Source organism: Nonlabens sp. Asnod3-H03, from assembly GCF_045063665.1.
Lineage (GTDB): Bacteria > Bacteroidota > Bacteroidia > Flavobacteriales > Flavobacteriaceae > Nonlabens > Nonlabens ulvanivorans.
This window is the reverse complement of sequence record NZ_JBEFOD010000008.1, coordinates 1,029,480-1,050,883: the sequence shown is the minus strand read 5'-3', so window position 1 is coordinate 1,050,883 and position 21,404 is coordinate 1,029,480. Positions and strand designations below refer to the sequence as shown.

Below are 21,404 nucleotides of genomic sequence, written 5' to 3'. Positions count from 1 at the left end.
CTACTTCTGTGAGTTTTTAATAATTAAAGAAGCTACTTTATCACTAGCACCTATGCCGCCTAGACGCTTTTCGAGCTCATAATAGTCAGCAAAAACGCGATTGCGCTGTGTGGGATTAAGTATCATATCAAGCTCCTTCTTAAGGTTTGTAGCGTTAAAATCTTTCTGTATCAACTCTGTAACGACCATTTTATCCATAATTAAATTAACTAGCGAGATATAATCTAGTTTGATAATTAATTTTGCTATACGATATGAGATAGAACTGCCTTTATAACAAACTACCTGAGGTACTTTAAACAATGCTGTTTCTAATGTTGCCGTACCAGAGGTCACTAGTGCAGCATGACAAAGGCTTAAAATATCGTAAGTACGATTCATCACTAGGGTAACATTCTTTTTTAAAAATGGCTTATAAAAACTTGCTTCCTGACCAGGAGATCCTGCAATTAGAAATTGATAGTCAGGATACTGATCTACCATTTGTAACATAACACCTAGCATTTTACTAATTTCTTGCTTGCGACTACCTGGCAATAATGCTATTAATGGTCTATCGTCTAACTGATACTCTTTTAGAAACTCAACATGATTAACTTGATGATGCTGATCAATCGCATCTATGATAGGATGCCCTACAAAATCGACTGGATAATTATGTTTTTGCTCGTAAAAATCTTTTACAAAAGGAAGTATCACATACATGTGATTGATATTTGCCTTAATGGTTTTTACACGGCTTTCTCTAGAAGCCCATACTTGTGGACTTATATAGTAATGTGTATTAAAGCCTTGAGGTTTTGCCCATTTTGCAATACGTAGATTGAATCCAGAGTAATCCATAAATATGAGCGCATCCGGCTGGTATCGCACTATATCTTCTTTACAATATTTGATGTTTTTGAGAGCTGTACCCAGTTTTCTAATCACCTCAGTAAAACCCATTATTGCACGTTCTTTGTAGTGTATGACCTGCTCGCCACCTACTGCTTCCATAAGATCACCACCCCAAAACCTAAATTGTGCATCTGGATCTTGCTGACGTAAAGATTTCATAAGATTAGAACCGTGCAAATCGCCACTAGCCTCACCTACAATGATATAGTATTTCATATTCTAGAATTCAAAGTACATAACTGCTAGAGCTGCCAGTATTGTGGCCATTAAAACACCACGTGCTTCATAAGGCTGAGCTACTTTTTTAAATTTATAAATTTTTGTAGTCAAGAAAAAGAAAAACAGCAACAGATTTAATACTGCTCCCAGACCTATAAGTCCGCCCATAAAGCCCTTTTCTACCGCGCTTTCCATCATTGTTTCAAAACTGTAAGGAGCAAAGAAGTATACATATAGATATGTACCTATAAAATTTGCTAAAAGACCTAATAGAAAACCTTTTATAATTTTAATTACCAAAATCCCAAGTATTAAGTTCGCTTATATAATGATGTGCCGTCAGATCATATTGTGTAGGTACGATAGAAATATAATTATGAGCTAGTGCCCATTCATCTGTATCTTCTCCTTTATCGTCATTAACAAATTTACCGGTAAGCCAGTAATAATCCTTCCCATATGGATTCGTGCGCTTATCAAATTCTTCTACCCAATAAGCATTTGCCTGACGACAAATTTTAATTCCTTTTATTTCTTCTCTTTTTGCTTTAGGAATATTTACATTAAAAACCACTCCTCTTGCCATTCCATTATGAATAACATTTTCGATTATTGTTTTAATAAATGGTCTTGCAGCATCAAAATCTGCATCATGGTCATAGTCACAAAGTGAGAAACCGATTGCTGGTATACCTTCAATACCTGCTTCTACCGCTGCACTCATAGTACCGCTATATATAACATTAATAGCACTGTTGCTTCCATGGTTAATACCACTAAGGCACAAATCTGGTTTTCTATCTAAAATCTCGTGGCTAGCCATTTTTACACAATCAACAGGCGTACCACTCGTTGTGTATTCCTTATGATCATGACTATGCTCTTTAAATTCTTTTACATGTAAAGTATTATTAATCGTTATTGCATGACCCATTGCGCTTTGAGGACTGTCCGGTGCTACTACAACAACCTCACCTAATTCTCTAGCTATTTCAATTAGCATTCTTATTCCTGGAGCTGTGATACCATCATCATTAGTAACGAGAATAAGTGGTTTTTTAATGTTTTCCATAAAATTTTTATCGAGGTTAAAATTAAGTAAATTAGCGATAGCATATCAATCTCTTGTTATACATTGTGCAATGTAAAGTGGCACGATTTTTACATCACTAGAATAGACAAATGAAAGGACTTATGAATTTTATAAAAAATAACGTGGCAATTGCCATATTAGTTTTGCTCGCAGCTACTGCCAGTTGTAGTTTTACTAAAGATATCGATCCAGGAGATAAAGATAAGGAAGAGCTTTTAGTAAACCTTATATCACATGTATTACAACGCAATCACTACTCACCTGCTGATCTAACAGATGAATTTTCTCAAAAGGTTTTTAAAAATTACATCAATGATTTAGATCCAGCAAAAAGATATTTTCTAGAATCTGATTATCAAGAGTTTGCTAACTATGAGTTTTTATTAGATGATGAAATCAGAGATAGTAGAGTTCAGTTATTTACACTTACTTATGAGAGATTAGAGCAAAGACGCAAAGAAGCTGAGAAGCTATTTTCTCAGGTTATCAAAGAACCTTTTGATTTTAATAAAGATGAGGTTATGGATACGGATTATGAAAACATCCCTTATGCAAAAGATTCAAAAGAACTTAAAAACCACTGGCGCAAGTTGTTAAAATTGAGTGCTCTGGGTAGTTATTATGACAAAATGGAGGAGCAGGAAGACAAGCCTGAAAATGAAAGAAAAACTGCAATTGCCATTGAAAAAGAAGTACGTGATGAAGTTAAGCGTTCTATGGAAGAAAACTTTGACTTCAGTAAAGACATTGAAAGATTAGATTATTTCTCCCTATACTTAAATAGCGTGATGGCTTACTTTGATCCTCACACGAGTTACTTTGCTCCACAAAATAAAGATCGTTTTGACACAGCAATGAGCGGTAAGCTAGAAGGTATAGGCGCTCGATTACAAAAGAAAATGGATTACATCAAGGTTTTAGAAATTATATCTGGTGGACCAGCATGGAGAAGTCAAGATGTAGAAGTAGGTGATGTAATTTTAAAAGTAGCACAAGAAAAAGATACTGTAGCAACAAGTATTGTCGGAATGCGTATTAGTGATGCAGTGGATCTTATTAAAGGTCCTAAAGGAACTAAAGTGATTTTAACTCTTAAACGTGTTGACGGTACAATAGAAGATGTAACTCTAACACGTGATGTAGTTGAAATAGAAGAAACATTTGCAAAGTCAGTAATTGTAAAAGATCTTGAAGGCAGTATTAACTATGGATTGATCAATCTACCTAAGTTTTATTTTGACATGGAAAATAGAAATGGTCGTGCGTCTGGAGATGATATTAAAAAAGAAATCGAGCGTCTTAAAATGCAGGGCATGGACGGTCTTGTGTTAGACTTGCGTAATAATGGTGGTGGATCATTAAGAGAAGTTATAGAAATGGCAGGACTTTTTATAGAAAAAGGACCTGTTGTGCAGGTGGCACTTAAAAATGAACGTACTCAAACATATAGTGATGATGACCCTAGTATTATATGGGATGGTCCATTAGTAATTATGGTTAATGAATTATCGGCAAGTGCCTCAGAAATTCTAGCAGCCGCATTACAGGATTATGAACGTGCTGTTATCATTGGGTCTAAGCAAACATTCGGAAAAGGAACTGTTCAAAATTTTGAAGATTTGAATAGATGGGTGCGCAATAGCGATCTAGGTGACCTAGGAGCCATTAAATTGACTACTCAAAAATTCTATAGAATCAATGGAAAAAGCACCCAATTAGAAGGTGTAAAAAGTGATATCATAACTCCAGATCGTTATAGCTATATTGACATAGGTGAACGTGATGAGGAATTCCCATTACCTTATGATGAAATTCCAGCTGCATCGTATACTAAATTTAATAAGTATATAGATTTTAATAGCACCATTGCAAAATCCCAAGCTAGAATTAATTCTAATGAAACGTTTCAACTTATCGATGAAAATGCAAAATGGATGAGTGATCAACGAGAAGAAAATATAATACCATTAAACTATACAGCTTACAAAGAAAGACTTCATCGTTTAGAAAAAGAAACAGAAAAGTTTGAAAAACTAGAGGACTATAAAAACGATTTATCTTTTGAATATGTAAATTATGAAAAAGAATTAATTGCAAAAGATAGCTTACTTGCAGAAAAGCGTGAACGCTGGCACAAGAGTCTTTCTCAAGATGTGTATCTTGCAGAAGCAATTAACGTACTCAAAGATTTGAAAGTTTCTAATATTCAAAATGCAAGAGTATCTACCATTAAAAATTAATGTCACATAAATCGGCATCATTAACGACTTTAGCGCTCCAAAAATTCAAGAGGAATTTTTGGGGCGTTTTGAGTTTAAGCGTGATTGCTTTTTATATAGTAATCGCTTTATTTGCTTATATCATTGCACCAGACAACACAGCATATGCCAACCAGATGCACCTATCTATTCACTCACAACCACCAGGTTTTGAAGTAAACATGTTAGAGCTTCCTGTGGCTAGTCTTCCTTCTAGTATTTGGGACTGGTGGAATGGCCGCAAATCAAATCAAGAAGAAATACCTTATTCCGAACTAAAAATTGAAAATGGTCGGAGTTATTATAGACCTTATGATGTTAATGGTTCCCAATTAGATTTTGTAGATGCAAACTTTGCTGTAGCAGATGGGATGGAATTATCACGCTTTCGCGAAAGCTACACCTCGCATAAAACATTTCTATTAGGTACTGATAAATATGGTCGTGATTTATTAAGCCGCATGATGATAGGTGCAAGAATTAGCATCTCGATAGGTTTTATCGCCGTTTTTATATCATTAATCATAGGTATTACACTGGGCGCAATAGCTGGATATTTTGGCGGCTTCATAGACACCATCATTATGTGGTTGATTAATGTTACTTGGTCCATACCTACTCTATTAATGGTTATTGCTATAAGCATCGCTTTAGAAAAAGGCTTCTTTACAGTTTTTATAGCGGTAGGACTCACCATGTGGGTAGAAGTAGCCCGTGTAGTCCGAGGACAAATAATTGTCGCTAAAGAATTCCAGTATGTTACCGCAGCAAGAGCATTAGGATTCAACAGTTATCGAATTATTACAAAACATATCTTACCTAATATCATGGCACCTATTATTGTAATCAGTGCAGCTAACTTTGCAGCAGCAATTCTTATAGAAAGTGGTTTAAGCTTCTTAGGAATAGGAGCACAACCACCTATGCCTAGTTGGGGTAGTATGATAAAAGATCACTATCAATACATCATTTTAGATAAAGCTTATCTTGCGCTTGTACCTGGAATAGCAATCATGACACTAGTAATGGCATTCATGCTCTTAGGAAATGCCTTAAGAGATGCGCTAGATGTAAAAACTACTTAATATGAAAAAATCGATCTACGCAATCATACTTATAGTTATCGCTGTATGTTTTTATTTTTATGAAACGCACCGTAATGAAGAAGCTTCTCAGCATATACTTGAACAAGAAAATCAGCAGACTATAAATGATCAAGATGCTGATGGATTCAAACCTTTATCACGTAAAGACTTTTTGCCTAGTTCAAACAATCAGGTCATACACCACAGTACCTACAGCCTCTCTTATAGTGAAAAACATGAGCAAGCCGAATGGACAGCTCATGTACTAAGAGAAAGCGACATTACTAATAATAACTTTAAAAGACCTTATTTTGAAATTGATAACTCAGTAAAAACTGGTGCTGCGCACTGGCGCAATTATAAAAAAAGTGGATATGATAGAGGTCATTTAGTACCAGCAGGTGATAGAACAGGTAGCAAAAAGGTATATGAAGAAACCTTCCTAACATCAAATATAAGTCCACAAGAACACGAGTTCAATGCTGGTATATGGAATCGACTAGAACAAAAAACGCGATACTATGCTAAACGATACGATGAACTATATGTAGTGACCGGACCTGTTTTTAAAGGTAACATGGATGAAATAGGCACAGAAAATGTGACGGTACCATCTGCATTTTATAAAATAATTTATAGACAAGATAAAAGTGGTAATGAAAAAATACTAGCCTTTTTAATGCCTCATAAAGCTAGTAGTAAACCTATCTACGATTATGTTACGTCAGTAGACGAAATAGAAAAACAAACTGGTATTGATTTCTTCTCTCAAATACCCGATCATGTAGAGAATGAACTAGAAGCCTCAAATAGTAGTAAAGGATGGTAATTCTCAATTAAGGGATTACTTGAAAATGAATATGATCATCGTGCCTTACCGCATGACAGCCATGAAACCTTAATTTAGTATTTATATTTTTAATATTTAAGCGTTTGATTAAATGAGGCTCGATAAATACCTTTTGCACCTTAGGATGCGACTGTATTTGCTCAATTAGTTGTTTAGTAAGCTGTTCATTTAACGACACATCTTTATCTACATTGAATCCTAGCGCTTTAGCATAACCGTACTGCCAGTAACCAGCATCTTCACAAGCCTGTGTTTGATTGAACTCATTATCTCGAGGCTCTTCATAAACTCCGTATCCAATTAACGAAGGATTCAAATTGTAATGAGAACCTCTAGTTCCATCCTTATATACAAAAGCCACATCCACTTTGCGCCCATCATTATGACTTAGATGTGGTAATAATGGAAAACCATTTATGAAAGGAAAGCCTGCATCTAGGTACACCAATTGCAATCCATTATATTTTGAATCTCTATAATTATCAGAAACATCTTCTAGAACTGTGTACAAATCATAGCGCACATAATTGCGACATAATAGAACGTACCCCATGTTATGTGGTCGTATGGTTTCATGAAACACTGGCAACATTTTACGATTATCGATACTTGCCGCTATAGGTACTATAGTAAAAATAGAAAAGATGTAAACGACACAGAAAACACTAAGTCTTTTCCATAAAATCCAATTTGATTTACAATATTTAAAATAGCCGAAAACTAGAATCCATATCAATCCACCTACTTGGGTAACTAATGTCAATATTATGACCATTAGAACATGGAATAAACCTTTCAGTAATTTCATAAACTCATTTAATGTTCATAGCTCATTCTATGACCATCTAATTTCACAAAAATGAATAATAATATGGTAAAACCCCATAAACCACTACCACCATAACTCATAAATGGCAAAGGTATTCCAACGGTAGGTAGTAAGCCCAATACCATACCTATATTTACGAAAAAATGTATAAAGAAAATTCCTGCCACACTATAACCATATATACGGGCAAATTGATTCTTCTGTCTTTCGGCCATAATAATCAATCGATAGCATAAGGACATGAATAAGATAATGACTAACGACGCACCTATAAATCCCCATTCTTCACCTATGGCGCTAAAGATAAAGTCAGTTTCTTGCTCCGGCACAAATCCACCTTGCGTCTGTGTACCTTCTAAAAGTCCTTTACCAGCAAAACCGCCACTTCCCACAGCAATAACACTTTGATTAATATTATAACCTACACCTTGATTATCCTCTACCCTACCTAATACGATATCGATACGATTTCTGTGTCTGTCTTCTAACAAGTTATTAAATATATAATTTGTGGAAAGAGAATACAAAACACATACACCAGATATGATTAAAAACAGAAAGATTCTAGGTTTAGGCAATCGCTTTTTATGTCTACGCTTTTGCGAAAGCAAGTAAATAACGGTCATCGCGATTAAAATAATCAATGCAATCCACCATGTTCCTAAAACTAAAGTCCCCAAGAACAAACCTATTGCTACTAATACCAGACTGAGATACCACAAGGATAAACCTTCTCTATGAAGAGCAAAGAAAAATGCGCCGTAGACTAGTGCACTTCCTGGATCTGGTTGTGGTATAATAAACAAAGCTGGTAACGCTATGATAAGACCTACTAGTAGTAAGTCTTTAGTATTTTTAAGTGATATATTAATACCACTTAAAAATTTTGCGACGGCTAGAGCTGTTGCCGCCTTTGCAAATTCACTGGGCTGTAAGGTCATACTACCTAAAGAGTACCAAGATTTTGCTCCGTTTAACTCTTTACCAAAAACGAACAAGCCTAATAATGATAAAAGTGAAATAATATAAATAATACTTCCAAAACGTTCAAAAAACTTCACATCCATTGCCAGTATGAAGCTGATAATTAGAAACGCTAATCCAATCCATAAGATTTGCTTGCCATACAGTTGATCCATATCTAGAATACCATGGTATTGAGAAACTTGAGCAGCAGAGTATATGGTCAACCAACCTATCAATAGTAAGGCTAGATAGATTAAAATGATATAGATATCAAACTTAGGCTTATCTCCTATTCCCATTTTACGGATTTAAAGCATTAGGTTGTGGTGCAATAAGGCCTTTATCCACTTTAGGGTTTATTTCAAAGGGCTCGCCACTATATTGCTTTTCATACTCATACTCTAAACTATGCGTAAGTAAATATTCTTCTAAATCTTTACGAGTAATCTCACCTTTGATATGTTTTTCAATGAGTAAACTGGCAATCTTTGCAGCATATCGAGAACCCCAATAACCATTTTCAACAAATACTGCAATCGCTATTTGAGGATTATCTTTTGGTGCAAAAGCTATAAATACGGAATGATCTGTAAGTTGTGTGCGTTTACCATCAATCTTAACAAAGTTTTCTACGGTACCAGTCTTACCACAAATTTCTATTCCTGGGATTTGTGCATACTTTGCTGTTCCAGTTTTATAAACGGCTGTCATTCCTTCCACTACTGGTTCAAAATGTCGAGCATCAACGGTGGTGTAATTTTTTACTGTATAATCTGGATTATCAATAGGTTCGCCATCAATAGCTTTAATAATATGTGGTCTATAAAAATATCCACGATTTGCTATCGCTGCCGTCATATTAGCCAGTTGTATAGGTGTTGTGATTACCTCACCTTGCCCTATCGCATTTGAAATCGTAGTAGGTGCATACCATTTATATTTATATCGGCTAGAATAGTATTTGCCATCTGGTATTAATCCTGCTCGACCTACCGGAAGATCGTAACCTAAATAATCTCCTAGACCAAAACTAGTAACATGCCTATTCCAATTATCCATTCCTTCTTCAGGAGTGCTTCCTTTTTCTATAATACGTCGGTAAACCTGCGCAAAATAAGCATTACATGATTCGGCAATACCGGTATTTAAAGCAAGAGGTGATTGATGACTATGGCATCCTAATGGTTTTCTACCGCCATAATCATATCCATGATTACACCTCAATTTCTCAGTCGTTGTGATTACACCTTCTTGTAGACCTACTAACGCATTGATAACTTTAAAAGGTGAGCCTGGTGCATACTCTGCCTGAAGAGCTCTATTAACACCAGGCTTTTTTATGGTATCATTAAAAATGAGAACAGAGTTTTTAGAACGATCACGTCCCATCAACAGTGCAGGATCATAATATGGTGCAGTAACTAGAGTTAGAATTTCACCAGTCTGTGGTTCAATCGCAACTATTCCACCTCGTTTATTTTTCATCAATAATTCCGCATATGCCTGCAAGTCATTATCTAATGTTACCGTCAGGTCTAATCCAGAATTAGGTATGGTATCATATCTACCATTTTCATAAGATTCTTTAGGTCGCCCATAGTGATCTCTTATAAAGTGTTTCACTCCTTTTTTACCTCTTAATTCTTGCTCATATTGGAGTTCAATTCCTGCTTTACCAGATAAATCTCCAGATTGATATCGAGGATCTTTTTTAATTTTCTCAGGACTTACCTCACGTATATAGCCTAAGACACTAGCACTATGATCTACCATATATTTACGCAAGGATCTTTTCTGAGCATAAAACCCAGGGAACTTACGTAATTTCTCTTGCAAGGGCGCAAACTCTTCTTGTGTGAGTTGAGGAACGATTACGCTTCCTTTTTGCCATGACCAATCTTTTGCATCCTGAATTTTAGACTTTAATCTAGTCTTATCCATTTGCAATAGCGTGCATAATTGTAGGGTATCAAATTTTTTAAGTTCCTTAGGAATCATCATGATATCGTAAGCGACTTGGTTTGCAACCATTAAATCTCCATCACGATCGTAAATAAAGCCTCGTTCTGGGATGTCATAAATACTTTTAACAGCATTTAATTCTGATTTAAGCTTATATGAATCACCCTTAATTATTTGAAGGTAGAAAACCCTACCTATTAAAGTAAGTCCCACTATGGTTACTAAGAAAAAGAATAATAATCTTTTCATGATTTATTGCGCCATCCAAATAAAACAAACAAAACGACTCCCATAAAGACAGAAGACAAGCCTATAAACAACGTCATTTGCAACACCTGAAGTACCTGACTGATGTTAAAATATATGAGCAAATACAATATTAAATGATGTATTAAAACACCTAGTACAAGTAATAAAGAAAATCGATCTAATGGTGATTTTAAGATTTTAAGGTTCTTGGTAAGATATCCTTCTCCATAAACCAGTTTAAGCAGTACTGGTCTCACGAATGCAAGTGTTAATGAGGCTGCGGCGTGAGCACCACCGGTGTCTTGAAAAGTATCAACAATTAAACCTAGTAAAAAAGATAGAATTAAAAAAGACCATCTGTTATTATCAACAGGATACAACACAATAAATAACAAATAAACTAATGGACTGATATACCCCATAAAATTTACTTCATCCATTACAAATACTTGTAATAATAGTAAGGCTATAAATCGTACGACGTTATTTAACAATGTGCTATTCATTGACATTAATAGTTAGTGTGTCAATAATTTGTAATGGTTTCACATCGCGACTTTTAATCACATATGCAGTCCCTATATCTGTCATATCGTTAAACAGTGCAACATCAATTTTATAGCGACTACCATTTTCTACCAGTTGAGCGTCTCTAATAGTACCTATAAGAATATCTGGCGGGAATGTAGTACTTTGTCTTCCTGTAACTATAGTGTCTCCTTTAGTTACTTTAGCAAGTCTAGGGACATCTACTAAGGACATCATATAAGGATCATTCCCATCCCATGTCAACGATCCTATGACATTACTACCTTTAATTTGTGCGTTTAGAGAAATTTCAGAATTTAAAATCGAGATAACCCTTGAAAAACGATTGCTTGAAATATCAATGATCCCCAAAATACCATTAGTAGTAACCACACCCATATCAGGTTCTATACCTTGATCAATTCCTATATCTAACGTGATAAAATTATCTCGTTTTGAATAATCATTTTTAATCACGCGAGAAGGAAATACTCGATAAGGGACATCTTCAGAAAATAAAAATGTGGTCTCATCACCTAGTAAGGTATCTGCTGTAACTAAAGCTTTCATGCGTAGCATCGCATTTTCTTTACGCAGTTTATCATTCTCTTCTTTCAGATTTAGGTAATCATAAATTCCACTACGAGAACTTAAAAAAGAACCCGTTATATTACCTGTAGAATGTACAAATGAATTGCGATGATAGCTATGCGATTGAACGGTAAAAACAAGTGCAATCAATAATAAGCTCAGGTAGAGCAGCAAGTTTCTGTACTTGATCAGAAAATTGATAATTTGCTGCATCTAGTAACTTTTATTTAGCTAATACACTTTTGTAACGCTCGATATTTTTAAGAGTCAAACCAGTACCACGCACTACAGCTCGTAGTGGATCTTCTGCAATATAAACAGGTAAATCTGTTTTTTGAGAAAGACGCTTATCAAGACCACGCAACATCGATCCACCACCTGCTAGATATATTCCTGTGTTGTATATATCTGCAGCAAGTTCAGGTGGAGTTTGTGATAACGTCTCCATAACAGCATCTTCTACTCGTAAAATTGATTTATCCAGAGCTTTGGCTATTTCTCTGTATCCAATTTTTACCTCTTTAGGCTTCCCAGTAAGTAAATCACGTCCTTGAACGCTCATCTCTTCTGGCGGCACCTCTAGATCTTCAGTTGCGGCACCTATCTGTATTTTAATTTTCTCAGCAGTACGTTCTCCAACATATAAGTTATGTTGTGTACGCATGTAGTAAACAATGTCATTAGTAAATACATCACCTGCAATCTTTACAGACTTATCACATACAATTCCTCCTAAAGCGATTACTGCAATCTCAGTTGTTCCACCACCTATATCAACGATCATATTACCTTTAGGTTGCATGATATCTACACCTATACCTATGGCCGCAGCCATAGGCTCGTGTATTAGATAAACTTCTTTTCCATTAACACGCTCTGCACTATCTTTTACCGCACGCATTTCCACTTCTGTAATACCTGATGGAATACAAATCACCATGCGCAATGATGGAGTAAAAAGCTTCTTTTTTAACGCAGGTATTTCTTTAATGAACATCGAGATCATCTTCTCACTTGCGTCAAAATCTGCAATAACGCCATCCTTCAATGGTCTTATAGTTTTGATATTCTCATGCGTTTTTCCTTGCATCATTGCCGCTTCTTTACCTACTGCAATAATTTTTCCAGTAGTGCGATCGCGTGCAACAATAGATGGACTGTCTACAACGACTTTACCGTTGTGGACTATAAGAGTATTTGCCGTACCTAAATCGATAGCAATATCTTCTGTTAGAAAATCAAAAAATCCCATAAGTGTTAAGGAGGAAAAAGGGTTTAATTACTTGAGCTTTACAAAGCTAACACAATTCTTAGTGTTTAAAGTGTCTTGTACCGGTGAAAACCATCGCAATATCATTTTTATTGCAATAATCTATCGATAATTCATCTTTTATAGATCCACCTGGTTGTATCACGGCATTAACACCTGCATTATCTGCAATTTCTACACAATCTGGAAAAGGGAAAAATGCATCACTTGCCATCACAGCACCTTGTAAATCAAATTTAAAAGACTGCGCTTTATGAATTGCCTGATTTAACGCATCAACTCGTGACGTCTGACCGGTTCCACTAGCACACAATTGCTTATTCTTTGCCAGCACGATGGTGTTAGACTTAGTATGTTTACAAAGCTTTGAAGCAAATAATAAATCTTCTATTTGTGCTTCCGTTGGAGCTAATTCAGTTGCCGTTTTTAAATCTTCCTTAGTATCTGTTTTTAGATTAGCATCTTGGACTAGATAACCATTTAAGCTAGCTCTTACTTCTAGAGCGTTAGTATTACGCTTTCGCGAAAGCGCATCTCCAACAAGCTCCAGCATGATTCTATTCTTCTTACCTTTTAAAATTTCAAGTGCTGCAGGATCGAATGAAGGTGCAATTACTACCTCACAAAATAGTTTATGAATTTCTGTCGCTGTAGCTACATCGATCTCCACATTAGATATTAAAATCCCTCCAAATGCAGATACTGGATCACCAGCAAGAGCGTCTACATATGCCTGGTGAATGGTATCTCTTTGAGCCACTCCACAAGCATTATTATGTTTAAACACTGCAAATGTCGGAGCGTCATCTACAAACTCACTCATCAAATTAACAGCGGCATCTACATCTAGTAAATTGTTATAAGAAAGCGCCTTACCATGTAACTTAGTAAACATACTTTCAAAATCACCATAGAACCAGCCACGTTGATGAGGATTTTCTCCATAACGCAATGGCATGACATCTTGTTGACTCATTTTAAGAGACTTATTCACAGAATCACCAGCAAAATAATTATATATCGCACTGTCATAATGAGAAGAAATATCAAAGGCTGTTGCGGCAAATTCTTTGCGCTGATCTACAGTTGTTGTTCCATTTCCTTCTTCTAGCACGTTTAACAACTTACCATAATCATCCATGGTAGATACACAAAGTGTGTCTTTAAAGTTTTTTGCAGCTGCGCGTATAAGTGAGATACCACCTATGTCAATTTTTTCAATAATATCTTGTTCTGGTGCTCCACTAGCTACGGTCTTTTCAAAAGGATATAAATCGACTATAACAATATCAATTTGCGGTATATCATACTCTGTAAGTTGCGCCACATCACCTTCATGATCACGACGATTTAAAATACCTCCAAATACCTTAGGATGTAATGTCTTAACTCGACCACCTAAAATAGATGGATATGACGTTACATTTTCTACTGGAATCACAGGTATCCCTAAGTCGTTAATAAATTTTTCTGTACCACCAGTTGAGTAAATAGCGATTCCTAATTCGCTCATTTTCTTAACAATAGGTTCTAATCCGTCTTTATGGAAAACAGAAATTAATGCAGATTTTGCGGTGATGTTGCTCATGTTGTGAAATGCTTAAAAAAGTAAGTTGCAAAAGTAATGGATTAGAGCGGTTTTGGTATTAAAAATTAATTCTCAAAACATAATTGTTTTGCACGGTTACTTAACAAATTTTAAGCTTTCAGAAAGCGACTATAAACTAAAGTCTCCAGTAAAAGCAAATTCTACCATATCGCCACTAGGATCAACCGTTCCTTGAAATGATATTTTTTGCTGGCCATTTTGCAAATCTTCAACTGTCGTTTGAGCGTTTGAATAAAACTGCAAAAGAGTATTTTCTTCATTTTCCAAGTCTGTATCGATTACCACAGAGCAAAATGGCAATTGATTTACATTACCACCTTCAGGATAAACTCCGGCTACTAATTGATCTAGATAAAAAAACTGTACAGTAATAAAAGCCCCATTACCTTTTACAACATTATTATCATAGAGCCTTGAACTACTTGTTGCAAAGTTATAAGTCAGTCTAGTACTGTCAAAAAAATCCTCTTTACTCTTGTAAAGATTTGTCATAATGAAAGACTCGTTTTCTACATCCAACTCACCTTGAATTAAATCTGGAGTTAACAAGGTTGCATCATCATCACCATCACAGGAAATAAAGAAGAAAGGTATTGCGACAAATAACAGTTTTAAAAAAGCAGTTTTCATAGTTGTAGTTTTTAAGTTTCCAAAGAAAACTCTTACTAATTCAATTTATTATGAGAATTATATTGTTTAACTTTTTTTTTAACGAAATAAATAATTTGCTCAACGCGCTCAGGAATTAGTAATTAATTTCTGTAACATTTCTACAACATCATAGTCCAATGAGATAACGTAGATTTAACCATCCTAAAATCCGGCTGCAGTAATGCTCATTTATTTAAGTCTTTTAAAAGAAAGTTTCTCTTTTGCATGGAGTGCATTGCGCACAAACTTGTTGCGCACCTTTCTTTCATTACTAGGTGTTACCATTGGGATTTTCTCTATTATCGGTGTACTTGCTGCTGTAGATTCTTTAGAACAAGAAATCAACGACGGATTAAGCTCCTTAGACATTTCTACTATTTATGTTTTAAAAGTTTCTTTTGGACCTACTGAACTAGAGCGCTATCAATATGAAAACTTTCCCAACGTTTCTTATGACGAGTTTCAAATGTTGAAACGCAGTATGGAAGACATAGACGCCATGACTTTTACCATGTTCTCTGCACCCGAAAGCATTAAGTATGAAGATAAAATAGCTACCGGAGTTAGCATCGTACCAGGCACTAATGAGTTTTATGATCTAGAAAACCTAAAGCTTGATCAAGGTAGATTTTTCAGCGAGAGCGAGAGTGTAAGCGGCGCACCAGTTGCTGTGATAGGTTATGAGGTGGCACAAAATTTATTTAAAAACACTAATCCATTAGGCAAAAGAGTGCGCTTGTATGGTAATAAATTTACTATTATAGGCGTGATCAGTAAGCAAGGATCTGGTCTAGACTTAGGTGCTCCTAAGGACGAAAGTGCGTTTATCCCTGTAAATTTTGTTAGAAAAATCTATGGTGATAACAATAAGTCTAAGACGACTGCACTGATTTTAAAACCTAAAAAAGGTGTGGATCAAGATGAGTTTATTGCAACACTAGAGCAAAAACTACGTAATTATCGAGGTTTGAAAAATGATGAAATCAGTACCTTTTTTATCAATCCATTAAAAGGTTTTGCAGACTTTCTTGATCAGGTCACCGGAACCCTAACTATTATAGGTCTTATCATTTCTGGATTCTCAATGTTAGTAGGTGGATTTGGGATTGCAAACATCATGTTTGTAAGTGTAAAAGAACGCACCAACTTGATTGGTATTCAAAAATCCTTGGGTGCAAAAAATAGTTTCATATTGTTTCAATTCTTATTTGAAGCTGTGATTTTAGCCCTTTTTGGTGGTTTATTTGGTCTACTTTTCGTGTGGTTAGGTACCGTCGTCGCAAATTCAATGGTTGAAGACTTTAACTTTATCCTATCTACTAAAAACATCATTCTAGGTACTAGCGTCAGTGCCATTATAGGTCTTATTGCAGGTATTATTCCCGCAATAACAGCATCTCGTTTAGACCCAGTAGAGGCGATACGTACAGGAATGTAAATCATAATATTTCTAAGACAATTAAGTACCTCGTTTTTTAGTCCAGTATGCCCAAATCATTATCTTAGCGGCATGGAGATTAACTTACACAATAAAACGGCATTAGTTTGCGGTAGCAGCGCCGGAATAGGAAAAGCAACAGCTCAACAATTTGCAAGCGCTGGTGCACGAGTAATACTTTTAGCTCGTAATGAAGATAAGCTTAAGGATGTTTTAAAAACACTAGATCAATCACACGGTCAAAACCACGATTACCTAGTAGCTGATTTTTCAAAACCAGATGAGTTAAGTGATGTAATAAACGCTTTCGCGAAAGCGAACCCTATACACATCCTTATCAATAACACTGGTGGACCTGCCGCTGGATGGCTTATCGATGCAGAGGTGAGTGCGCTAGAATCAGGATTTACACAACATATAAAATGCAACCAAATTCTGGCTAAAGCTTGTTTCCCTAGTATGAAAGAAGCTGGTTATGGACGTATTATCAATATTATTTCCACTAGCGTGAAAGCACCTATCGACTTTCTAGGAGTTTCTAATGTAATACGCGGCGCGGTAGCAAATTGGGCTAAGACTTTATCCAACGAACTAGGACCTCATGGTATTACTGTTAACAATGTACTACCAGGTTTTACAGCGACGGAACGTCTAGACGCTATTATCAAAGGTAAAGCACAACGTGCTAATCATAGTGAAGATGAAGCTGCAGCCATAATGAAAAGTTATGTGCCAGTAAGAAGATTTGCAGAAGCTGATGAGGTGGCAAATGCCATCACATTTCTAGCAAGTGAAAAAGCTTCTTATATCAATGGTATTAATTTACCTGTGGATGGAGGAAGAACTAAAAGTCTTTAATAAAGAGATTTTACAATTTTTCAGCACTATTTTTTTATGGTCCAATAAGGCAAGGCGTAAAATACATAGCAGATTTTAAACGATGATTTACTTTATCCTAGTTGCAGTACTACTTCTTCTTTTTAGTTACAGAAGAAATAGAGAATTTAAAAGACGTAAGAAACTCATTAATGGGTACGTTGAAGAACGTCAACTTATGAATTACGACTGGGATGAATTTAACAATCATTATCTAGCCCAAGGATTTCATCAGCAGCAAATAGATGCCGTTAAAACAAGTATTCAAGATTATTCTGCCGTAGCAAAAGAAGCCTTGTTTCCCGAAGACCATATTTATAACGATCTACTGATCAGCAACCACGGAGCAGAGCAAACAGAGATTCTAATAGAAATAGAAAAAAAGTTAAACTTAGACACTATTGATGATGAACTCTTTTCTTCTTACGAACCTATTGTAGATTCATATTTCAAGGTATTAAGAATAGTATTAAATTAGCAACATGTCAAAAAAACTACGCATTAACGGTCACTCGCATTTACTTCCATATCCAGAGCAGATTCCGGATTTCATGCGTGAAAAAGGAATTTTTTGGGTAGATCCTGAACGCAAGAACATGTTACAAAAGGATTGGTCACGTCCTGTTACGGATTCCAGCTTTTTTCTAGATGAAAAACTAGAATGGATGGATAAGTACAAAATAGATCATGCTGTTATCTTGAATCTAAGCCAGCTATATGGAAACGGTTTGCGCCTAGAAGAAATGAAACAGGCCTTGCGTTTTCAAAATGATTTTAATGCAAAGGTGCAACATGATCATCCTTCTAAATTCACAAGTGGTTTTGTGGTTCACCCAGGTTTTGTAAGAGGTGCTTTATGGGAAATAGAACGTTGTGTAAAAGTGCTAGGCATGAAACTGCTTTGTTTACCAACACACTACATGGATACAATAGGTACCTGGCGATGTATTTTTGATGAGGAAAACGAACCCATTTTTGAATTAGCTAGTGAACTAAATCTAGCTGTAGAAATTCATCCTTATGATGGTGAGAAATTTATCAAATTACAAAATACCTCTTGGCGTTTTCATTTGATATGGATGCTCGCTCAGTGTGCAGATGCTTATCACTTTCTAACTTTGAATGGGTATGCTTTTAAATATCCAGGTATGCGCATATGCTTTGCCCATGGTGGACAGCTTGCGCAAATGAACCTCGGTCGTAGAATTCAAGGTTTTGACGGTAGACCTGATTTGTTTGAAGGTAAAACACATCCACGTAAATCAGTAGGTCATCCTAATATCTTTTTTGACACGTTAGTACACGACACTGGTTCACTGAAACTACTGGTAGAAAATCAAGGAGCAAAACAAGTTCTTATGGGACTAGATGATCCTTACCCATTAGGAGAAATGGATAGCGAAAAACAATCTAGTTATCCTGGTAAAATTTTAGACCTTGCTATGGATCGTAAAATCATAAGTCAAGAAGATTATGATGGCATGTGGGATGAACATGTGGTGCGATGGTTATTTGGAGATAACGACACCGCCAAAAAAGAGTTTTACAATAGGATTACTGGATAGATTGACATTAAACATTTGTAGATACTTACTAACCATTTCCAATAATACAATTCAAGTTAGAGAATAAACATGTTTTTCCTACCAACCGACCTAGACGATTACATTGTAGCGCATACCCAAGATGAGCCACAAATTTTAAAAGATCTTACTCGCGAGACACATCAAAAGGTCTTACAGGCCATTATGTTATCTGGAGCTTATCAAGGACGTGTACTGAGTATGATTTCCCATTTAAAAGCACCAATGCGTGTCCTAGAATTAGGAACTTTTACAGGCTACTCAGCACTTTGTATTGCTGAAGGTATGCCTGCTGGCAGTGAGCTCATAACAATAGATATTAATGAAGAGCTTGAAGATCTGGCAGGAGGATATTTTACACGCTTCTGCGAAAGCGCAAATCACAGCATCACTATTACACAGAAAGTAGGTCCAGCATTAGACATTATCCCATCGTTAGAAGGTAAGTTTGATATGATTTTTATAGATGCTGATAAGCCTAATTACATCAATTATTTTCACGCCATTATGGAGAAAGTAAATCCTGGTGCTTTAATACTATCTGATAACGTTTTGTGGCATGGAAAGGTTGTAGAAACGGTTAATCCTAAAGATAATTCTACTCCTATTTTACTAGAGTTTAATCAACTACTAAAGGAAGATCCACGCTTGCAAACTGTACTATTTTCTATTAGAGATGGATTAACTTTAAGTCGTGTGTTGTAATCGATTAAATAAATTCATCAACAACTTATAAAAGGCAGCTCCCAGAAACAATCCTACAAGAGCGCCCACAAGCACATCTAATGGGTAGTGCACACCTACAAAAATGCGCGATGTGGCAAACAGTAAAGGCCATATAAAAAACAGCAGCCACATCTTGGACTTCTTATATTTTGACAATATCAAATACATAAGTAAACTTACCGTCATGCTTACTGCAGTATGTCCAGACCAGAAGCTAAAATTCTCTGGTCGCTGTAAAATATTAATACTATCCAGTAAAACAGGCTCGTTATTAGGCCTTAACCTTGCGACAGCGTTTTTAACTAGGTCTGTTAGACCTATCGCAGTAAGGGTTGCTACAATAACAGTTAGTGAAGCGATGTAGTTTAACCGTTTAGGTAGTTTTACAATAAGTAAAATAAAAAAGGTAATATATAGCGGCAACCAAGTTTCTAAGCTTGTCACAAATAGCCAGAAGGCATCAAATCGATTAAAATAAGAACCATTAATGTATCTAAAAATTTGCTGATCTAATTCAACAAGCCATTCCCACATTAAAACCTTCTTTTAATAGAGCCAGTTTCTTCGATTTGGTCCTTTACTTCTTCTATTTTAGAGGTGATTTGTTTTACGTCTTCTGTAAAGCCGTGCTCATCTGCCGTTTTAGAAATTTCGTTCTTAATATCATCTGTGGCATTACGCACCGTATTCATTGCGCGAGCAATTCCACGAGCGATCTCTGGAAGTTTATCTGACCCAAAGACCAAAATAACCACTAGGCCTACTATCATAAGCTCTGGTGTACTGATAAAAAGAGGTAGACTTATCATATTGCAAATATACTATTTGCACCATTCATAGTTATTTAAGAATGTTATAATTTATCATCGATAATTAAAGAATTCAAAGTAAAAAGTAGTCATTAACCCTTCTGTCACGGATAGCTCTCTAGAAACTGGATAACCTTCAGAATCTAGTACATATTGATAATCAATACTGCGCTCTAATATAGCAGTACCAGTAGAAAGATCGTAATCTAAACGAGTTGCTGGCAAATAACGACTATAAGGAACAAACTCATCAAACATATAAAGCCTGATGATATCATTCATATCTGTAAACGGATTATTATTAAAGTTATAAGTAAAATCAGAATATCCCGTTATAGTAAAGCCATCATTTGCAATTTCTTCAATACGTAAAACATTAAAATTTTGAGAATATTCAAGTCTCAACTCCTCAACTTGTGATGTAACGCCAGATAGATCAGTTTCTCTAGTCACTACCCTATTAAATCTATTTTGCGGATCTATATACAAAGTTTTATGATGCGTAACACCTGCCATGTCTATATAGCTTAACTCAACGTTTGATATAGCTTGCACACTGTCATCGTTTCCGTAAGCTACATTAACATTAACCGCAGGCACTACAGCTTCCTCGATAATTAAGTTTTCTAATTTATTACCGTTACTATAATTGGCAGTTGTAGATTGATTAAGGTTACCTGTCTCCATTATACTAGAAAGTAAATCTAGCCCATTATATATAAAATTTATGTCACGAGTAATGTTAGTTGGTGTATTGATAGCTACCTGTATTGAAGATAGCTGCCTTAAGTCTTGTATAGGCTCTATTACCTCATCTATACCAGAATTTGGATCCTCTAATGATGGATCATCACAACTAAATATGAAAAAACTGAGTATAAAAATAATGCTGTACTTCATATGACGAATATAATG

Annotated in this window: 22 protein-coding genes; 8 read left to right on the top strand and 14 right to left on the bottom strand. The window is 35.6% G+C overall.

Annotated elements, in window-relative coordinates; genetic code table 11:
- The 3 genes from lpxB to surE are packed head-to-tail and all read right to left on the bottom strand — an operon-like array spanning nt 1 to nt 2,188.
- Nucleotides 1–1,113 carry a lipid-A-disaccharide synthase gene (gene lpxB / locus ACJJVI_RS07930; protein ID WP_405351341.1) on the bottom strand — a complete coding sequence of 371 codons (1,113 nt, stop codon included), beginning with the start codon at nt 1,111–1,113 and terminating at the stop codon, nt 1–3.
- Nucleotides 1,114–1,116: 3 nt separating this feature from the next.
- The gene (locus ACJJVI_RS07925) at nt 1,117–1,416 is read right to left on the bottom strand and encodes a hypothetical protein (RefSeq protein WP_051788698.1); all 300 of its coding nucleotides are present in this window, start codon (nt 1,414–1,416) and stop codon (nt 1,117–1,119) included.
- Nucleotides 1,406–2,188, bottom strand: coding sequence for a 5'/3'-nucleotidase SurE (gene surE / locus ACJJVI_RS07920; protein WP_036582334.1), 783 nt, complete (start codon nt 2,186–2,188; stop codon nt 1,406–1,408). Before surE ends, ACJJVI_RS07925 begins: the two co-directional genes overlap by 11 nt.
- 110 nt (nt 2,189–2,298) lie before the next feature.
- Between surE and ACJJVI_RS07915 the strand changes: the two genes are divergently transcribed.
- The 3 genes from ACJJVI_RS07915 to ACJJVI_RS07905 are packed head-to-tail and all read left to right on the top strand — an operon-like array spanning nt 2,299 to nt 6,381.
- Nucleotides 2,299–4,449, top strand: coding sequence for a carboxy terminal-processing peptidase (locus ACJJVI_RS07915; protein WP_405351338.1), 2,151 nt, complete (start codon nt 2,299–2,301; stop codon nt 4,447–4,449).
- On the top strand, nt 4,449–5,552 hold the full coding sequence (locus ACJJVI_RS07910) for an ABC transporter permease (protein WP_397303146.1): 1,104 nt from the start codon (nt 4,449–4,451) through the stop codon (nt 5,550–5,552). Before ACJJVI_RS07915 ends, ACJJVI_RS07910 begins: the two co-directional genes overlap by 1 nt.
- Nucleotide 5,553: 1 nt before the next feature.
- Nucleotides 5,554–6,381 carry a DNA/RNA non-specific endonuclease gene (locus ACJJVI_RS07905; protein ID WP_036582340.1) on the top strand — a complete coding sequence of 276 codons (828 nt, stop codon included), beginning with the start codon at nt 5,554–5,556 and terminating at the stop codon, nt 6,379–6,381.
- A gap of 7 nt (nt 6,382–6,388) precedes the next feature.
- Here the strand turns inward: ACJJVI_RS07905 and ACJJVI_RS07900 are convergent, their stop codons facing one another.
- From ACJJVI_RS07900 to ACJJVI_RS07865, 8 genes are all read right to left on the bottom strand, one after another.
- Nucleotides 6,389–7,210, bottom strand: coding sequence for a hypothetical protein (locus tag ACJJVI_RS07900; RefSeq protein WP_405351336.1), 822 nt, complete (start codon nt 7,208–7,210; stop codon nt 6,389–6,391).
- 8 nt (nt 7,211–7,218) lie between these two features.
- The gene (rodA, locus tag ACJJVI_RS07895) at nt 7,219–8,496 is read right to left on the bottom strand and encodes a rod shape-determining protein RodA (protein ID WP_405351334.1); all 1,278 of its coding nucleotides are present in this window, start codon (nt 8,494–8,496) and stop codon (nt 7,219–7,221) included.
- Nucleotide 8,497: 1 nt separating this feature from the next.
- Nucleotides 8,498–10,408 carry a penicillin-binding protein 2 gene (gene mrdA, locus ACJJVI_RS07890; protein WP_405351332.1) on the bottom strand — a complete coding sequence of 637 codons (1,911 nt, stop codon included), beginning with the start codon at nt 10,406–10,408 and terminating at the stop codon, nt 8,498–8,500.
- A complete protein-coding gene (locus ACJJVI_RS07885) occupies nt 10,405–10,914 on the bottom strand; it encodes a hypothetical protein (protein ID WP_042269646.1) in 510 nt (169 codons plus the stop codon). The genes mrdA and ACJJVI_RS07885 overlap by 4 nt, the downstream gene beginning before the upstream one ends.
- A complete protein-coding gene (gene mreC, locus ACJJVI_RS07880; protein WP_042245829.1) occupies nt 10,907–11,740 on the bottom strand; it encodes a rod shape-determining protein MreC in 834 nt (277 codons plus the stop codon). The genes ACJJVI_RS07885 and mreC overlap by 8 nt, the downstream gene beginning before the upstream one ends.
- A gap of 10 nt (nt 11,741–11,750) precedes the next feature.
- The gene (locus ACJJVI_RS07875) at nt 11,751–12,779 is read right to left on the bottom strand and encodes a rod shape-determining protein (protein ID WP_036582354.1); all 1,029 of its coding nucleotides are present in this window, start codon (nt 12,777–12,779) and stop codon (nt 11,751–11,753) included.
- Between the two features lie 58 nt (nt 12,780–12,837).
- Nucleotides 12,838–14,385, bottom strand: coding sequence for a bifunctional phosphoribosylaminoimidazolecarboxamide formyltransferase/IMP cyclohydrolase (gene purH / locus ACJJVI_RS07870; protein ID WP_405351330.1), 1,548 nt, complete (start codon nt 14,383–14,385; stop codon nt 12,838–12,840).
- A 129-nt stretch (nt 14,386–14,514) separates the two neighbouring features.
- On the bottom strand, nt 14,515–15,036 hold the full coding sequence (locus ACJJVI_RS07865; RefSeq protein WP_405351328.1) for a hypothetical protein: 522 nt from the start codon (nt 15,034–15,036) through the stop codon (nt 14,515–14,517).
- Between the two features lie 202 nt (nt 15,037–15,238).
- Between ACJJVI_RS07865 and ACJJVI_RS07860 the strand changes: the two genes are divergently transcribed.
- The 5 genes from ACJJVI_RS07860 to ACJJVI_RS07840 all read left to right on the top strand — a co-directional run bounded on the left by ACJJVI_RS07860 (nt 15,239) and on the right by ACJJVI_RS07840 (nt 19,659).
- Entirely contained in the window at nt 15,239–16,495 is a 1,257-nt protein-coding gene (locus tag ACJJVI_RS07860; RefSeq protein WP_036582359.1) for an ABC transporter permease, read from the top strand.
- 72 nt (nt 16,496–16,567) lie between these two features.
- The gene (locus ACJJVI_RS07855) at nt 16,568–17,353 is read left to right on the top strand and encodes an SDR family oxidoreductase (RefSeq protein WP_036582362.1); all 786 of its coding nucleotides are present in this window, start codon (nt 16,568–16,570) and stop codon (nt 17,351–17,353) included.
- Nucleotides 17,354–17,435: 82 nt separating this feature from the next.
- Nucleotides 17,436–17,849 carry a hypothetical protein gene (locus tag ACJJVI_RS07850; protein ID WP_036582364.1) on the top strand — a complete coding sequence of 138 codons (414 nt, stop codon included), beginning with the start codon at nt 17,436–17,438 and terminating at the stop codon, nt 17,847–17,849.
- Nucleotides 17,850–17,853: 4 nt separating this feature from the next.
- Nucleotides 17,854–18,936 carry an amidohydrolase family protein gene (locus ACJJVI_RS07845; RefSeq protein WP_036582367.1) on the top strand — a complete coding sequence of 361 codons (1,083 nt, stop codon included), beginning with the start codon at nt 17,854–17,856 and terminating at the stop codon, nt 18,934–18,936.
- 69 nt (nt 18,937–19,005) lie between these two features.
- The gene (locus tag ACJJVI_RS07840) at nt 19,006–19,659 is read left to right on the top strand and encodes an O-methyltransferase (protein WP_405351325.1); all 654 of its coding nucleotides are present in this window, start codon (nt 19,006–19,008) and stop codon (nt 19,657–19,659) included.
- Here ACJJVI_RS07840 and ACJJVI_RS07835 read toward each other — a convergent pair.
- From ACJJVI_RS07835 to ACJJVI_RS07825, 3 genes are read right to left on the bottom strand one after another with little or no spacing between them, the layout of a single operon-like run.
- Nucleotides 19,642–20,214, bottom strand: a complete 573-nt coding sequence (locus tag ACJJVI_RS07835; protein WP_405351324.1) for a phosphatase PAP2 family protein — start codon at nt 20,212–20,214, stop codon at nt 19,642–19,644. The two genes, ACJJVI_RS07840 and ACJJVI_RS07835, sit on opposite strands and share 18 nt — an antisense overlap.
- The gene (locus ACJJVI_RS07830; protein WP_036582374.1) at nt 20,214–20,489 is read right to left on the bottom strand and encodes a twin-arginine translocase TatA/TatE family subunit; all 276 of its coding nucleotides are present in this window, start codon (nt 20,487–20,489) and stop codon (nt 20,214–20,216) included. The genes ACJJVI_RS07835 and ACJJVI_RS07830 overlap by 1 nt, the downstream gene beginning before the upstream one ends.
- A 54-nt stretch (nt 20,490–20,543) precedes the next feature.
- Nucleotides 20,544–21,389 carry a hypothetical protein gene (locus ACJJVI_RS07825; protein WP_042296009.1) on the bottom strand — a complete coding sequence of 282 codons (846 nt, stop codon included), beginning with the start codon at nt 21,387–21,389 and terminating at the stop codon, nt 20,544–20,546.
- Between the last annotated feature and the right edge of the window lie 15 nt (nt 21,390–21,404).

Coding starts and splice junctions, on each gene's coding strand:
- lpxB (WP_405351341.1), bottom strand. CDS start 1,113: ATGAAATACTATATCATTGTAGGTGAGGCTAGTGGCGATTTGCACGGT.
- surE (WP_036582334.1), bottom strand. CDS start 2,188: ATGGAAAACATTAAAAAACCACTTATTCTCGTTACTAATGATGATGGT.
- ACJJVI_RS07915 (WP_405351338.1), top strand. CDS start 2,299: ATGAAAGGACTTATGAATTTTATAAAAAATAACGTGGCAATTGCCATA.
- ACJJVI_RS07910 (WP_397303146.1), top strand. CDS start 4,449: ATGTCACATAAATCGGCATCATTAACGACTTTAGCGCTCCAAAAATTC.
- ACJJVI_RS07905 (WP_036582340.1), top strand. CDS start 5,554: ATGAAAAAATCGATCTACGCAATCATACTTATAGTTATCGCTGTATGT.
- ACJJVI_RS07900 (WP_405351336.1), bottom strand. CDS start 7,210: ATGAAATTACTGAAAGGTTTATTCCATGTTCTAATGGTCATAATATTG.
- rodA (WP_405351334.1), bottom strand. CDS start 8,496: ATGGGAATAGGAGATAAGCCTAAGTTTGATATCTATATCATTTTAATC.
- mrdA (WP_405351332.1), bottom strand. CDS start 10,408: ATGAAAAGATTATTATTCTTTTTCTTAGTAACCATAGTGGGACTTACT.
- ACJJVI_RS07885 (WP_042269646.1), bottom strand. CDS start 10,914: ATGAATAGCACATTGTTAAATAACGTCGTACGATTTATAGCCTTACTA.
- mreC (WP_042245829.1), bottom strand. CDS start 11,740: ATGCAGCAAATTATCAATTTTCTGATCAAGTACAGAAACTTGCTGCTC.
- ACJJVI_RS07875 (WP_036582354.1), bottom strand. CDS start 12,779: ATGGGATTTTTTGATTTTCTAACAGAAGATATTGCTATCGATTTAGGT.
- purH (WP_405351330.1), bottom strand. CDS start 14,385: ATGAGCAACATCACCGCAAAATCTGCATTAATTTCTGTTTTCCATAAA.
- ACJJVI_RS07865 (WP_405351328.1), bottom strand. CDS start 15,036: ATGAAAACTGCTTTTTTAAAACTGTTATTTGTCGCAATACCTTTCTTC.
- ACJJVI_RS07860 (WP_036582359.1), top strand. CDS start 15,239: ATGCTCATTTATTTAAGTCTTTTAAAAGAAAGTTTCTCTTTTGCATGG.
- ACJJVI_RS07855 (WP_036582362.1), top strand. CDS start 16,568: ATGGAGATTAACTTACACAATAAAACGGCATTAGTTTGCGGTAGCAGC.
- ACJJVI_RS07850 (WP_036582364.1), top strand. CDS start 17,436: ATGATTTACTTTATCCTAGTTGCAGTACTACTTCTTCTTTTTAGTTAC.
- ACJJVI_RS07845 (WP_036582367.1), top strand. CDS start 17,854: ATGTCAAAAAAACTACGCATTAACGGTCACTCGCATTTACTTCCATAT.
- ACJJVI_RS07840 (WP_405351325.1), top strand. CDS start 19,006: ATGTTTTTCCTACCAACCGACCTAGACGATTACATTGTAGCGCATACC.
- ACJJVI_RS07835 (WP_405351324.1), bottom strand. CDS start 20,214: ATGTGGGAATGGCTTGTTGAATTAGATCAGCAAATTTTTAGATACATT.
- ACJJVI_RS07830 (WP_036582374.1), bottom strand. CDS start 20,489: ATGATAAGTCTACCTCTTTTTATCAGTACACCAGAGCTTATGATAGTA.
- ACJJVI_RS07825 (WP_042296009.1), bottom strand. CDS start 21,389: ATGAAGTACAGCATTATTTTTATACTCAGTTTTTTCATATTTAGTTGT.